Origin of the sequence: Microbacterium sp. NPDC080220 (genome assembly GCF_040686395.1) — a bacterium.
GTDB classification, from domain to species: domain Bacteria; phylum Actinomycetota; class Actinomycetes; order Actinomycetales; family Microbacteriaceae; genus Microbacterium; species Microbacterium gawkjiense.
In genome coordinates this window covers 139,186-153,946 of the sequence record NZ_JBFBOP010000002.1, presented here as the reverse complement: position 1 = coordinate 153,946, position 14,761 = coordinate 139,186, and the positions used below count along the sequence as shown (strand labels likewise).

Sequence of the window (14,761 nt, the reverse complement as noted above, 5' to 3'; positions counted from 1 at the left end):
CCCCTCTTCGTTCCCCCCGGACGTCAGCCGAACTGGTTCATCGTGTTGTGCGCGCCGCCCGCCTTCAGGGCGGCCTCGCCGGCGAAGTACTCCTTGTGGTTGTCGCCGATGTCGCTGCCGGCCATGTTCTGGTGCTTGACGGTCGCGATGCCCTCGCGGATCTCGCGCCGCTGCACGCCGCGCACGTATGCGAGCATGCCCTCGTCGCCGAAGTAGCCCTTGGCCAGGTCATCCGTCGACAGCGCGGCGGTGTGGTAAGTCGGCAGGGTGATGAGGTGGTGGAAGATCCCCGCCCGCGCGGCGCTGTCGCGCTGGAAGGTGCGGATCTTCTCGTCCGCCAGCCGGGCGAGCTCGGTGTCGTCGTAGGCGACGTTCATGAGGTCGGCGCGGTCGTAGGCCGAGAGGTCCTCACCGCGCTGCTCGAGCGCGTCGTACGCCTGCTGCCGGAAGTTCAGCGTCCAGTTGAACGACGGGCTGTTGTTGTACACGAGCTTCGCGTTCGGCACCTCGGCGCGGATCGCGTCGACCATGCCCGCGATCTGCTCGATGTGCGGCTTCTCCGTCTCGATCCACAGCAGGTCGGCGCCGTTACGGAGCGACGTGATGCAGTCGAGCACGACGCGCGCCTCGCCCGTCCCGGGCCGGAACTGGTACAGGTTGCTGGGCAGGCGCTTGGGCCGCAGCAGCGTGCCGCCCCGCTTGATGACGACGTCGCCGTTGCCGAGGTCGTCGCCCGAGATCTCCTCGACGTCGAGGAACGCGTTGTACTGGTCGCCGAGGTCGCCCGGCTCTCGCGTGACGGCGAGCTTCTGCGTGAGGCCGGCGCCGAGCGAATCGGTGCGGGCGACGATGACGCCGTTGTCGATGCCGAGCTCGAGGAATGCGTAGCGGACCGCGTTGAGCTTCGCGATGAAGTCCTCGTGCGGGACGGTGACCTTGCCGTCCTGGTGACCGCACTGCTTCTCGTCCGACACCTGGTTCTCGATCTGGATGGCGCACGCGCCCGCCTCGATCATCTTCTTCGCCAGCAGGTACGTCGCCTCGGGGTTGCCGAAGCCGGCGTCGATGTCGGCGATGATCGGGACGACGTGCGTCTCGAAGCTGTCGATCTGCGACTGCACGAACTCGGCGGCCGTCTCGTCGCCGGCGGCGCGGGCGTCGTCGAGCTTGGTGAACAGCAGGTCGAGCTCACGGGCATCCGCCTGCCGGAGGAACGTGTACAGCTCCTCGATGAGGGCGGGGACGGCCGTCTTCTCGTGCATGGACTGGTCGGGGAGCGGCCCGAACTCGGAGCGCAGCGCCGCGACCATCCAGCCCGACAGGTACAGGTAGCGCTTGTTCGTGCTCTTGAGGTGCTTCTTGATCGAGATCAGCTTCTGCTGCCCGATGAAGCCGTGCCAGACGCCGAGCGACTGCGTGTAGAGGGACGAGTCGGCGTCGTACTCGGCCATGTCGCGCCGCATGATGTCGGCGGTGTACTGCGCGATCTCCAGTCCCGTGCGGAACCGGTTCTGCGCGCGCATCCGGGCGACGGATTCGGGGTCGATGGCATCCCAGGAGGGGCCGTTCGCCTCCTTCAGGGTGCGGATGGCGTCGATGTCGTTCGAGTAAGCGGTCATTGCTCTTCCTCTGGTGTGCGGGGCCGGGGTCAGTCGGCGTCGGTCAGGTAGGTGGCGTAGGCGCCGAGGGTCAGGAACGTCGGGAACTCGGCGCCGAGGGCGACATCGCGGAACACGGCGGCGGCGTCGTCGAACCGGTCGCCGCCCTGGCGCTCGACCTCGCTCAGCACCTGCGCGATGAGGCCCTCGATGTAGTCCCGGGTGATCGGCGTGCCGTCCTCGGTGGTGCGGTCCTGGTGGATCCACTGCCACACCTGCGACCGGCTGATCTCCGCGGTCGCGGCATCCTCCATCAGGTTGTCGATCGCGACGGCGCCGAGTCCGCGCAGCCACGCCTCGATGTAGCGGATCGCCACCGACACGTTGCCGTAGACCCCGGCAGCGCTGATCGGCAGGCCGATGTGGCAGTCGATCAGCTGCGACGGGTGCACCTGGACGTCCTCCCGCAGGCGGTCGACCTGGTTCGGCCGGTCGCCGAGCACGGCGTCGAACTCCGCCTGCGCGACCGGGATGAGGTCGGGGTGGGCGACCCACGTGCCGTCGAAGCCGTCGCCGGCCTCGCGCTTCTTGTCGGCGGCGACCTTCTCGAACGCCTGCCGCGTCACCTCGGGGTCGCGCCGGTTCGGGATGAAGGCGCTCATGCCGCCGATCGCGTAGGCGCCGCGCTTGTGGCACGTCTGCACCAGCAGCTCGGTGTACGCCCGCATGAACGGGACGGTCATGGTGACCTGGCTGCGGTCGGGGAGGACGAACCGGGCGCCGCGGCCGCGGTAGTTCTTGATCATCGAGAAGATGTAGTCCCACCGGCCGGCGTTCAGACCCGCGATGTGGTCGCGCAGCTCGAACAGGATCTCGTCCATCTCGAACGCGGCGGGAAGCGTCTCGATGAGGACGGTCGCGCGGATCGTGCCGTGCGGGATGCCGACGTACTGCTCGCTGTAGGTGAAGACGTCGTCCCACAGCTTGGCCTCCTCGGACGACTCGATCTTCGGGAGGTAGAAGTACGGGCCGCGGCCGTTGGCGATCAGCTGCGCGGCGTTGTGGAAGAAGTACAGGCCGAAGTCGACGAGCGAGCCGGACGCCGCGAGGGTGCGGCCGTTCCGGTCGGTGAACTCCATGTGCTTCTCCATGAGGTGCCAGCCGCGCGGCCGCATGACAATCGTCGGCGTCCGCTCCGCCGTGACGCGGTACTCCTTGCCCGCCTCGTTCGTGTAGGTCAGCTGCCCGCGGATCGCGTCGAAGAGCGAGAGCTGGCCCTCGATGACGTTGCGCCACGTGGGGCTGGTGGCGTCCTCCTGGTCGGCCAGCCACACCTTCGCGCCGGAGTTCAGCGCGTTGATCGTCATCTTCGGGTCGGTCGGGCCGGTGATCTCCACCCGGCGGTCCTCAAGCCCGGGGCCGGGGCCGGCGACGCGCCATTCCGCGTCGTCGCGGATGTGCGCCGTGTCATCCCGGAACGTGGGGTCCTGGCCGTTGCCGATCTCGAAGCGCCGACGCATCCGCGCGGCCAGCCGGTCGTGGCGACGACCGCCGAAGCGGGCGTGGAGCTCGGCGAGGAAGTCGAGCGCGGCGGGAGTCAGGATCTCCTCGTACCGGTCGCCCATCCGACCGCGAACGACGAGCGTCGGCGTGATCTGCGTCGGGGTGGGGGTGGTGACGGGCGCGATGCCCGTGGCAGTGAGGGTCATGGCCGGCTCCTTCGCGGTGAGGTCGACGCCGGTGCGGCGCCGATTCGGTTCGTGACACCCAGCCTGTGTGAAGTTCGACTCTCGCAACGAACATTTCCGGAGAGAAGATTGCGCGATCTTCTGCTTCCGTGACACACTCCCGGTCATGACAATCATCGAAGACGCCCCGGTCGACGGCGATGCGGCCGACGCGCTCACCATCGGGAGGCGGGTGCGGCAGCTGCGCGTCGCGCGCGGGATGACGCTCGACGACCTGGCATCCGCCGTGTCCCGAGCGCCGAGCCAGTTGTCGATGATCGAGACGGGCAAGCGGGAGCCGAAGCTCACGCTGCTGCAGGCGATCGCGCGTGCCCTCGGCACGACGATCGACGCGCTGCTCGAGGCGGAGCCGCTCGACGAGCGCGCCACGCTGGAGATCGCGGTGGAGAGGGCGATGAAGGGGCCGACGTTCCAGTCCCTCGGGATCGAGCCGTTCCGCATCGGCAAGGCCGTGCCCGACGAGGTGCTGCGTACCGTGCTGCGCCTGCAGGGCGAGGTCGAGCGGCTCAACGACGAGCGCTCCGCGACGCCAGAAGAGGCGCGTCGCGCCAACGTGGAGCTCCGCCACCTCATGCGGCGGCAGGACAACTACTTTCCGGAGCTCGAGGACCACGCGCAGCGGATCCTCGCCGCCGTCGACCATCCAGGCGGCCCGCTCACGCAGCGGACCGCATCCGAGATCGCCGCCCACCTCGGCTTCTCACTGCACTACGTGAGCGACCTGCCGCAGTCCACGCGCAGCGTCGCCGACATCCGCCACGGCCGGCTGTACCTCTCGAGCACGGTGCCGCACCGCGGCGACTCGCGGACCCCCGTGCTGCAGGCGCTCGCCAGCCGCATCCTCGGCCATGCCGAACCGCGCTCCTACGCCGAATTCCTGCGCCAGCGCGTCGAGACCAACTACCTCGTCGGCGCGATGATGGTGCCCGAGGCGCACGCGGCGGCGGCGCTGCAGGAGGCGAAGTCCCGTCGCGCGCTCTCGATCGAGGACCTCCGCGATGCCTATTCGGTGTCGTACGAGACCGCCGCGCACCGGTTCACCAACCTCGCGACGCGGCACCTCGACTTCCCGGTGCACTTCCTCAAGGTGCACGAGTCGGGCACGATCACGAAGGCGTACGAGAACGACGACGTGAACTTCCCCGCCGACCGGTTCGGCTCGATCGAGGGGCAGCTGTGCTGCCGCAAGTGGACGAGCCGGGTCGTGTTCGACATCCCCGACAAGTTCAACCCGTACTACCAGTACACCGACACCGGGAACGGGACCTACTGGTGCACGGCCCGCGTGGAGGCGTCGAGCGAAGGCTCCCACTCGGTGAGCGTGGGCGTCCGCTTCGACGACACGAAGTGGTTCATCGGCCGCGAGACGACGAACCGCGGCGTGTCACGTCACTCCGTCGAGGTGTGCTGCCGGCGCCCGCCGGAGGACCTCGAGTCGCAGTGGCGCGACCAGGCGTGGCCGAACGTGCGGACGCCGCGGACGCTGCTCGCGACGCTGCCGACGGGGGCCTTCCCCGGCGTCGACACGACCGACCTGTACGAGTTCCTCGAGGCGCACGCGCCGGAGTGAGGCCGCCGCCGGGCCGAACGGCGGAGATCCTCGCGACGCGCCGTGGTGCGGCATCCGTTCCGCGGCGTGTCCGACCGGATCTCCGCCGTCGGCCTCACCCCCCGAGCTGCAGCGCCGCCCACAGCTCGGCGCGCCCGGCGAACGACGAGAGGTCGACGCCGAGCACGCGTTCCGCGGCGGCGAGGCGCGTGCGCACGGTGTGGCGGTGCACACCGAGCGCGGATGCGGCGCCGTCGTTCGACCCGTCGGCGGCCACCCACGCGCGCAGGGTCTGTTCGAGCCGGCCGCCCTGCTCGCGGTCGTGCCGGCGCAGCGGCTCGAGGAAGGCGGCGGCCACCGTCGGCGCGGTCCCCGCCGACAGCGCCGACAGGATGCCGCCGGCCTGCACCTCCGCGAATCCCACCACGCCCGCGCTCCCGGCGCGTCCGCGCGCCACGCGGGCCTGGTCCAGGGCCTTCGCGAAGCCGGCGTAGGGCGTCGGTTCCGACACCCCCAGCCGCGCGTCGAAGCGTCCGGCGAACTCGTCGAGGACCGATGACGCGGATGCCGGGACCACGATCACCACGTCGTCGTCGACGCTCCCGAAGAACAGCCCGCCGTGGCGCTCCTCGGCGCGCAGCTCCAGCAGGTCGAGCAGTGCGTCCGCGCGGCGACCGGCGGCATCCGTCACCGCCACCACGACCGGCGCGGGCGGCAGGGCGCCCCAGACGTCCCGGGAGATCTGCCGGGCGAGGGCCGGATCCCCGGTGAGGAGCGAGCGCACCATCCCCGAGCGCAGCGCCTTGCGCGCCCGCGACAGGCGCTGATGCTGCTCGAGGGCGAGCCCCGCCATCGCGATCACCGCGGTGACGACGTCGCGCCCGGCGCGGTCGAGCTCGCCGGCGGCGATCGCGAGGACGCCGCGCAGCTCGCCGCCGCGCCCGAGGGTCTGCAGCGTGAAGGCGGCGGCGTCCGAGTGCAGCGACGAGCCGGCGCGCGCACCGCGCCGCAGCACCGCGCCGACCTCGGCGCGCAGGGTGTCCGCCGCCGTGGGCGAGAGCGCGCCAGCGGGGTGCTCTCGGACGAGCTCGCCGGCGGCGTCGTACATCCCGACCCAGGTGTCGAGCTGCTTGGCGAGCTCGGCGATCGTCGCCCCGAGCCCGTCGGGGCGGAGCGCGGCGAGGGCGAGGGCGCGCTGCGCCGACAGCGCCCACGTGCGCCGTGCGTAGGCCTGCGCGGCGACGGCTTCGGCGTTGGCGCGGGCGACGGCGATGAAGGGTGTGCTGTAGGGGACCTCGAACAGGGGGAGCCCGGCGGCCCGGCACGCCGCCGCGAGGTCGGGCGGGATGCCGTCGCGCACCACCTCGGTGCCGAAACCGAGCGCCGCCACGCCGCGGTCCACGAGCCGCCGGACGTACGCGTCGAAGGGGTAGTCGCCGTCGGTCGGGAACTGGGTGCCGGTCGTCAGGAGGACGAGGTCCTCGGCGAGGAACGGGGTCGGATCGTCGAGGTCGGAGCTGTGCACCCACCGGGTCGGTCGGTCGAGCGCCCCCGGCCGGAAGGCCGACTCGTCGTCGGCGAGGCGGAGGGCCAGCTCGCGGCGAGAGAGCAGCGCCCGCAGGGTCGGCTCGGCCTCGCGCGTGACCATGTCGCCTCCTCCGGTGTGTACACGATGTACACCCCTGCGCTGAGGATAGACGCAACGGCGAGTGACCGCTCGCCCGCGCCCCTCTACGCTCGCCGCATGAGCACCTCGACCGCAGCCGTCACCACGCCCCTCGGCGGACCGTCCCTCCCGCAGGAGCGCCGCCTCGAGACCGCGATCCCCGGGCCCCGCTCGCAGGAGCTCCTTTCGCGCAAGGCCGAGGCCGTCGCCGCGGGCGTCGGGCACACCGTCCCGATCGCGGCCGTCGCCGCCGGCGGTGGCGTCGTGGTCGATGCTGACGGCAACTCGCTCATCGACCTCGGCTCGGGCATCGCCGTCACGACGGTGGGTGTCGCGCACCCGAAGGTCGTCGAGGCGATCGCCGCCCAGGCCGCGCAGCTGACGCACACCTGCTTCATGATCTCGCCGTACGAGTCCTACGTGGAGGTGGCCGAGAACCTCAACCGGCTCACCCCCGGCGACCACGCGAAGAAGAGCGCCCTGTTCAACTCGGGCGCCGAGGCGGTCGAGAACGCCGTCAAGATCGCCCGCAAGTTCACCGGCAAGCAGGCCGTCGTCGCCTTCGACCACGCCTACCACGGCCGCACCAACCTCACGATGGCGCTCACCGCCAAGTCCATGCCCTACAAGAGCGGCTTCGGTCCGTTCGCCTCCGAGATCTACCGCGTGCCCGGTTCGTACCCGCTCCGCGACGGACTGTCGGGGGCGGATGCTGCGGCCCGCGCGATCTCGATGATCGAGAAGCAGGTCGGTGCCGACAACCTGGCCGCCGTCATCATCGAGCCCATCCAGGGCGAGGGCGGCTTCGTCGTCCCGGCCGACGGCTTCCTGCCGGCCGTCGTCGACTGGTGCCGGGACAACGGCGTCGTCTTCATCGCCGACGAGGTGCAGTCGGGCTTCGCCCGCACCGGCGCCATGTTCGCGAGCGAGCACTTCGGCATCGTGCCGGACCTGATCACCACGGCCAAGGGCATTGCTGGGGGCATGCCCTTGGCCGCGGTCACCGGTCGCGCCGACATCATGGATGCGACGCACACCGGCGGCCTCGGCGGCACGTACGGCGGTAACCCCGTCGCGTGCGCGGCCGCGCTCGCGGCGATGGACGCCTTCGAGAACGACGGCCTCATCGAGCGCGCGCAGCAGATCGAGGCGCTCCTCACGGCGCGACTGGGCGCCATGGCGGCATCCGACCCCCGCATCGCGGAGGTCCGCGGGCTCGGCGCCATGATCGCGATCGAGTTCGTCGACCCGACGACCGGTGCGCCGGACGGTGCGCTCACGTCCGCGGTCGCGAAGGCCTGCATCGCCGAAGGCGTCATCGTGCTCACGTGCGGCACCTACGGCAACGTGATCCGCTTCCTGCCCCCGCTGTCGATCAGCGACGACCTGCTGACCGAGGGCCTCGACGTCCTCGCGCGGGCGCTGAAGACGGTCTGAGTATGACGGGGTCCGAAAACTGGTCGCAGCCGGTCTCGCCCGAGACGTCGGCGGGGCTCGGCGCGGTGACGCAGGCGCGCGCCAGCAAGCTGCGCTCGCGCCACGTGACGATGATCACCCTCGGCGGGATCATCGGGGCGAGCCTGTTCGTCGGCTCCGGCAACGTCATCCGCGAGGTCGGACCCGCCGCGATCGTCTCGTACCTGATCGGCGGTCTGCTCGTCTTCTTCGCCATGCGCATGCTGGGCGAGATGGCGGCATCCCGCCCCGCAATCGGTTCCTTCATGGAGTACGCCCGCGTCGGTCTCGGCGACTGGGCGGCGTACCTCGTGGGCTGGCTCTACTGGTACTTCTGGGTCGGGGTCCTCGCCTACGAGGCGGTGCTCGGCGGCGAGACGCTCCACACGTGGCTCCCGGCGCTGCCGTCCTGGGCCTGGTCGCTCATCCTCATCGCGATCTTCGTCGGCACCAACGTCATCTCGGTGCGCACCTTCGGGGAGGTCGAGTTCTGGCTCGCGAGCATCAAGGTGGTCGCCATCGTCGTGTTCCTGGGCGCCGGCATCCTTTTCGCCCTCGGACTCTGGCCGAATGCGACCTTCGCCGTCCCGAACCTGTGGGAACACGGCGGCTTCGCCCCCAACGGCATCGGCGTCGCCTTCACCGGCGTCGCGCTCGTGATCTTCTCGTACTTCGGCACCGAGATCGCCGTCATGGCCTCGGCCGAGTCAGTGGACCCCGCCAAGGGCATCCGACAGGCGACGAGCACGATCATCTGGCGCATCCTGCTGTTCTTCGTAGGATCGGTCCTCGTCATCGTCACCGTCGTCCCCTGGGACGAACTGCCCGTGCCGACCGACGTCGCCAACGCGCCCTTCACGATCGCACTGTCGCGCTTCGGCATCCCGTTCGCCGACGTCATCATGCAGCTCGTCATCTTCACGGCCGTCATCTCAGTGCTGAACTCCGGGCTGTACTCGGCCTCGCGCATGTTCGCGGCCCTCGCCGACAAGGGGTTCGCCCCGAAGGTCGTCGCCCGCCGGTCGCGCACCGGGGTGCCCGTGTTCGCCCTGCTCGCCTCGACGATCGGCGGGCTCATCGCGACGCTCGTGAACTTCGTCGCCCCCAGCTCGGGCATCTTCGACTTCATCATGAACTCGGCGGGCCTCGTCGCCCTCTTCGTCTACGTCTTCATCGCGCTCACGCAGATGCGGCTGCGGCAGAAGATGACGCCCGACGAGGTCGCCGCGTTGAAGCTCAAGGTGTGGCTGCACCCGTGGCTCAACATCCTGCTGATCGCCGCGATCACCGCCGTCGTCGCCATCATGCTGACGTCGGAGTCCGGGCGCGCGCAGGTGTGGACGAGCCTCATCGCGACCGCCGTGCTACTCGTGTTCTGGCCGCTCGTGCGGCGCAACCTCCGTCGCCGGCCCGACCACGCGCCGACGACCAGCTCTCTGACGAAGGAGTCGTGAATGACCGAGATCACCCGTGACGTCGTGATCGTGGGAGCCGGTGCCGCCGGCCTCACCGCCGCGAACGAGCTGCGCAAGGCCGGTCTGTCGGTCGCCGTCCTCGAGGCGCGCGAGCGCGTCGGCGGTCGCCTGTGGACCGACGTCGTCGACGGCGCGATGCTCGAGCTCGGCGGCCAGTGGGTCTCGCCCGACCAGGACGCCCTCATCGAGACGGTCGCCGAACTGGGTCTCGAGACCTTCAGCCGCTACCGCGAGGGCGACAGCGTCTACGTCGGGCCCGACGGCACCGTGTCGCGTTTCACGGGCGAGATGTTCCCCGTGAGCCCCGAGACCGAGCGGACGATCGACGCGATCACCCGCCGGCTCGACGCGATGGTCGCCGAGATCGACCCCGACCGTCCCTACGCGCACCCGAAGGCCGCCGAGTGGGACACGATCACGTGGGACGCGTGGCTCCGCCAGCAGACCGACGACGACGAGGCGGTCCGCAACCTCGCCTTCGCGACCGGGTCGGCGATGCTCACGAAGCCGACGCACGCCTTCTCGCTGCTGCAGTCCCTGCTCATGGCCGCGAGCGCCGGCAGCTACTCGCACCTCGTCGACGCGGACTTCATCCTCGACAAGCGCGTCGTGGGCGGCCTGCAGCAGGTGCCGGTGCTCTTGGCGGAGCGCCTCGGCGACGACGTCTTCCTGAACCGTCCGGTGCGCACGCTCGAATGGTCGGATGCCGGGGTCACGGCGCACGCGGAGGGCCTCACCGTCCGCGCGCGCAGCGCGATCCTCGCCCTCGCGCCGGTGCTGTACCACCGGATCTCGTTCGAGCCGCCGATGCCGCGTCTGCAGCATCAGATGCACCAGCACCTGTCGATGGGGTTCGTCATCAAGGTGCACGCCGTCTACGAGACGCCGTTCTGGCGCGAGAAGGGCCTGTCGGGCACCGCCTTCAGCCCCTACGAGATCTGCCACGAGGCCTACGACAACACGAACCACGAGGACCCGCGCGGCACGCTCGTCGGCTTCGTGTCGGACCGTAACGCCGACGACATGTTCCGCCTGTCGGCCGAGGAGCGCAAGGAACGCATCCTCGAGTCGCTGTCTCACTACTACGGCCCCGAGGCGAAGGACCCGGTCGTCTACTACGAGAGCGACTGGGGCACCGAGGAGTGGACCCGCGGCGCCTACGCGGCGAGCTTCGACATGGGCGGCCTGCACCGCTACGGCGCGGATGTGCGCACGCCCGTCGGGCCCATCCACTTCGCCTGCAGCGACATCGCGGGCGCCGGCTACCAGCACGTCGACGGCGCGATCCGCATGGGTCGCCTGGCCGCCCGGAACATCCTCGCGGACGGCCGGACATGAGCGGCCGGATCGTCGTCGGGTACACCGCGACGAAGGCGGGCCGCGACGCGGTGGCCGTCGCGGGCGGGCTCGCCGCGGCATCCGGTGCCGAGCTCGACATCGTCCTGGTCCTGCCGGGGGAGGGGCGCAGCGTCATCACCCCTCCCGACGCGTCGTACGACCGCTACCTGCTCGGCCAGGCCGAGTCCTGGCTCGCCGAGGCGGCCGCGGATGTGCCGAACGGCGTGGTCCACCGCGAGCACGCCCGCTACGCCGAGTCGTTCGCCGAGGGTCTCGTCGAGGCCGCCGACGAGTTCGGCGCCTCGCACCTCGTGGTGGGCGCCGCCGACGGCGGCTCGCGGGGCCGTCACCGGCTGGGCTCCACGACGAGCCAGCTGCTCCACTCCTCCGACGTTCCGGTTGTGCTCGTGCCGCGCGGTGCGCGCAAGCGGGTGACGGATGCCGGTGTCCCGCGCCTGACCGTCGCGGTCGGCACGCGTGCCGGTGCCGACGTCCTCCTCGAGGAGGCCGTCGCGCTCGCGTCGGCGACGGGGGCGTCGCTGCGCCTCGTCTCGCTCGTGACGGTCGACCTGCCCGCCTCGGTCGACACGGGGGTCATCCGCCTCGCCGGGGCCGCCCACGCCGAGAAGGTCCTCGACGACGTCCTGACGGCCATCCCCGAGGGTGTCCGCGCCGACATCGTGACCGCGAAGGGCGACAGCATCGAGGATGCCGTGGCCCACCTCGACTGGCTGCCGGGCGAGATGATCCTCGTCGGCTCGAGCCGCCTCGCGCAGCCGCGGCGCCTCTTCCTGGGATCGGTCGCGGCGAAGCTGCTGAGCGAGATCCCGGTGCCGATGGTCGTCGTGCCTCGCACCCGCACCCCCGAACAGTCCCGCTGATCCGAAGGAGCTCGACGATGAGCCAGCACGCCGCAGAGAAGATCCCCGGCGCGAAAGACGCCGCGATCTCCGCCAAGGGCCTCAGCGCCGGAACGGTGGGCCTGGTCGGCGCCGTCGTGATCGGTGTCTCGACGATCGCCCCCGCCTACACGCTCACCGCCTCCCTGGGGCCGACAGTCTCGGCGGTGGGCGTGCAGGTGCCCGCCGTGATCCTCGTCGGGTTCATCCCGATGCTGCTCGTCGCTCTGGGCTACCGCGAGCTGAACCGGGTCATGCCCGACTCCGGAACGAGCTTCACGTGGGGCGTCCGCGCCTTCGGCCCGTGGATCGGATGGATGACGGGCTGGGGCCTGATCGCGGCGACCGTCATCGTGCTGTCGAACCTCGCTGGCATCGCCGTCGAGTTCCTCTTCCTGCTGATCGCGCAGATCAGCGGCAACGAGGGCATCGCCGAGCTCGCCTTCAACCCGTTCATCAACGTCGGGGTGTGTCTCCTGTTCCTCCTGGGCGCGACGCTCGTGTCCTACCGCGACATGCAAACCACGCAGAAGTTCCAGTACGTCCTCGTTGGTTTCCAGGTCATCGTGCTCGTCCTCTTCGCGGTCGCCGCCTTCGTGAAGAGCTTCAGCGGGGACGGCATCGACCACCTCGCCTTCGACTGGTCGTGGGTCAACCCGTTCGAGGTGTCGAGCTTCAGCGCCTTCGCCGCGGGCATCTCGCTGTCGATCTTCATCTTCTGGGGCTGGGACGTCGTCCTGACGATGAACGAGGAGACGAAGGACCCCGACCGCACGCCCGGACGCGCCGCGATGGTGACCGTCGTGGTCGTGATGGCGCTCTACCTCGCCCTGTCCGTCAGTCTGATGATGTTCGCCGGCGTCGGGACCGGGGAACTCGGGCTCGGCAACGAGGACATCTCGGCGAACGTCTTCTTCGCGCTCTCGGGCCCCGTGCTCGGACCGTTGGCGTTCCTCGTCTCGCTGGCCGTGCTCTCGAGCTCGGCGGCATCCCTCCAGTCCACCGCGGTGGGACCGGCCCGGACGCTGCTGGCGATGGGGCACTACGGCGCGTTGCCGCGTCGGTTCGCCGCCGTCAGCCCGCGGTTCTTCACGCCCGGCTTCGCGACGATCGTGTCCTCCGTCGTCGCCGCGGTGTTCTACGCGGTCATGCGGCTGCTCAGCGAGAACGTCCTCACCGACACGATCCTGTCGCTCGGGATGATGATCTGCTTCTACTACGGGCTCACCGCCTTCGCGTGCGTCTGGTACTTCCGCAAGCAGTGGTTCGATTCCGTCCGGTCGTTCCTGTTCACATTCCTCTCGCCGCTCGTCGGCGGGGTGATCCTCGCCGTCATCTTCGTCACGACCCTCGTCGACTCGATGGACCCGGCCTACGGGTCCGGCTCCGAGGTGTTCGGCGTCGGCCTCGTGTTCATCCTCGGGATGCTGATCATCGTCGTCGGGATCGTCACCATGATCTGGCAGTCCGTCCGCCGTCCGGCGTTCTTCCGCGGGCAGACGCTCGCGATGGACGCACCCCCCAGTGCGCGGAAGCTGCGCGCAGAAAGCGAGAACAACCGATGACCTCCCGCGAGTCCGACTTCCTCGCCCAGATCCCGAACCAGCTCTTCATCGGAGGCCGGTGGGTGGATGCCGAGGGGGGAAAGACCCTCGACGTGTTCGACCCGTCGACGGGAGACGTGATCCGGCGGATCGCCGACGCCTCGCCGGGCGACGGCATCCGGGCCCTCGACGCGGCCGTCGCAGCGCAGGAGGCGTGGGCGGCGACCGCGCCCAGGGAGCGGAGCGACATCCTCCGCCGCGCGTTCGACCTCGTGCAGGCCCGCAAGGAGGACCTCGCCCTCCTCATGACCCTCGAGATGGGCAAGCCCCTCGCCGAGTCCCGGGGAGAGGTGGCCTACGGGGGCGAGTTCCTGCGCTGGTTCAGCGAGGAGGCCGTGCGCATCTCGGGCCGCTACGGCATGAATCCCGAGGGCACGGGGCGCATGGTCGTCTCGCAGCGCCCCGTGGGTCCGTCCTTCTTCATCACGCCGTGGAACTTCCCGCTCGCGATGGCGACTCGCAAGATCGCCCCCGCGCTCGCCGCGGGCTGCACCGTGGTCGTGAAGCCCGCCGAGCTGACGCCGCTGACGACCCTGTTCTTCGCGCAGCTGCTCGCCGAGGCCGGCGTCCCCGAGGGCGTCGTCAACGTGATCACGACCTCGTCGTCGAGCGCGGTGTCGGGGCCGATCATCTCCGACCCGCGGCTGCGGAAGCTGTCGTTCACGGGGTCCACGCCCGTCGGTCAGAAGCTCATCGCCCAGGCGGCCGAGGGCGTCCTGCGCGTCTCGATGGAGCTCGGCGGCAACGCGCCGTTCGTCGTCTTCGAGGACGCCGACCTCGACAAGGCCGTCGACGGCGCGATGCTCGCCAAGTTCCGCAACATCGGACAGGCCTGCACCGCGGCCAACCGCTTCATCGTGCACGAGTCGGTCGCGGCCGAGTTCTCGCAGCGCGTCGCCGACCGCGTGCGCGCCATGAACGTGGGCCGCGGCACCGAGGACGGCGTGCAGATCGGTCCGCTCATCGACGACCGCGCGGTCGCGAAGGCGCAGGAGCTCGTCGGCGACGCCGTCGAGCGGGGCGCCCGCATCCTGGCCGGCGGCAACGCCCTCGAAGGTCCCGGCACCTTCTACGAGCCGACGGTCGTCGAGGGTGTCGTCCCCGGCAGCGCCATCCTCCGCGAGGAGATCTTCGGGCCGGTGCTCGCGATCTCCACCTTCTCCGAAGAGGACGAGGCCGTGCGCCTGGCCAACGACACCGAGTACGGGCTGGTGTCCTACGTCTTCACGCAGGACCTCGCCCGCGGCCACCGCATGATCGACCGTCTCGAGACGGGCATGATGGGCCTGAACGTCGGCGTCGTGTCCAACGCCGCCGCCCCGTTCGGCGGGGTCAAGCAGTCGGGCATGGGGCGCGAAGGCGGCCTGGAAGGCATCCACGAATACCTGAACGTGAAGTACACCCTGATCCCCGCCTGAGCGGGACGAAG

At 70.3% G+C, this 14,761-nt stretch carries 10 protein-coding genes; 7 read left to right on the top strand and 3 right to left on the bottom strand.

What is annotated here, in order from left to right; genetic code table 11:
- Positions 1-23: 23 nt before the first annotated feature.
- Positions 24-1,619: an isocitrate lyase gene (locus tag AB0P29_RS04270; RefSeq protein WP_363378754.1), complete on the bottom strand. Its 1,596-nt coding sequence runs from the start codon at positions 1,617-1,619 to the stop codon at positions 24-26.
- Between the two features lie 29 nt (positions 1,620-1,648).
- On the bottom strand, positions 1,649-3,307 hold the full coding sequence (gene aceB, locus AB0P29_RS04265) for a malate synthase A (protein WP_363378752.1): 1,659 nt from the start codon (positions 3,305-3,307) through the stop codon (positions 1,649-1,651).
- A 145-nt stretch (positions 3,308-3,452) separates the two neighbouring features.
- On the opposite strand from aceB, the gene AB0P29_RS04260 reads away from it, so the two are divergent.
- Positions 3,453-4,916, top strand: a complete 1,464-nt coding sequence (locus tag AB0P29_RS04260; RefSeq protein ID WP_363378750.1) for a helix-turn-helix domain-containing protein — start codon at positions 3,453-3,455, stop codon at positions 4,914-4,916.
- A gap of 94 nt (positions 4,917-5,010) precedes the next feature.
- On the opposite strand, the gene AB0P29_RS04255 is transcribed toward AB0P29_RS04260, so the two are convergent.
- The gene (locus tag AB0P29_RS04255; protein WP_363378748.1) at positions 5,011-6,543 is read right to left on the bottom strand and encodes a PucR family transcriptional regulator; all 1,533 of its coding nucleotides are present in this window, start codon (positions 6,541-6,543) and stop codon (positions 5,011-5,013) included.
- Between the two features lie 96 nt (positions 6,544-6,639).
- On the opposite strand from AB0P29_RS04255, the gene gabT reads away from it, so the two are divergent.
- The 6 genes from gabT to AB0P29_RS04225 are packed head-to-tail and all read left to right on the top strand — an operon-like array spanning position 6,640 to position 14,750.
- Positions 6,640-7,998, top strand: a complete 1,359-nt coding sequence (gene gabT, locus AB0P29_RS04250; protein WP_064002969.1) for a 4-aminobutyrate--2-oxoglutarate transaminase — start codon at positions 6,640-6,642, stop codon at positions 7,996-7,998.
- 2 nt (positions 7,999-8,000) lie between these two features.
- Positions 8,001-9,470, top strand: coding sequence for an amino acid permease (locus tag AB0P29_RS04245; RefSeq protein WP_363378745.1), 1,470 nt, complete (start codon positions 8,001-8,003; stop codon positions 9,468-9,470).
- Positions 9,471-10,829 carry an NAD(P)/FAD-dependent oxidoreductase gene (locus AB0P29_RS04240; protein WP_363378743.1) on the top strand — a complete coding sequence of 453 codons (1,359 nt, stop codon included), beginning with the start codon at positions 9,471-9,473 and terminating at the stop codon, positions 10,827-10,829.
- Positions 10,826-11,710, top strand: coding sequence for a universal stress protein (locus tag AB0P29_RS04235; RefSeq protein ID WP_217530784.1), 885 nt, complete (start codon positions 10,826-10,828; stop codon positions 11,708-11,710). The genes AB0P29_RS04240 and AB0P29_RS04235 overlap by 4 nt, the downstream gene beginning before the upstream one ends.
- Positions 11,711-11,727: 17 nt before the next feature.
- Entirely contained in the window at positions 11,728-13,293 is a 1,566-nt protein-coding gene (locus AB0P29_RS04230; protein ID WP_064002973.1) for an APC family permease, read from the top strand.
- A complete protein-coding gene (locus AB0P29_RS04225) occupies positions 13,290-14,750 on the top strand; it encodes an NAD-dependent succinate-semialdehyde dehydrogenase (RefSeq protein WP_363378740.1) in 1,461 nt (486 codons plus the stop codon). Before AB0P29_RS04230 ends, AB0P29_RS04225 begins: the two co-directional genes overlap by 4 nt.
- The last annotated feature ends 11 nt before the right edge of the window (positions 14,751-14,761 follow it).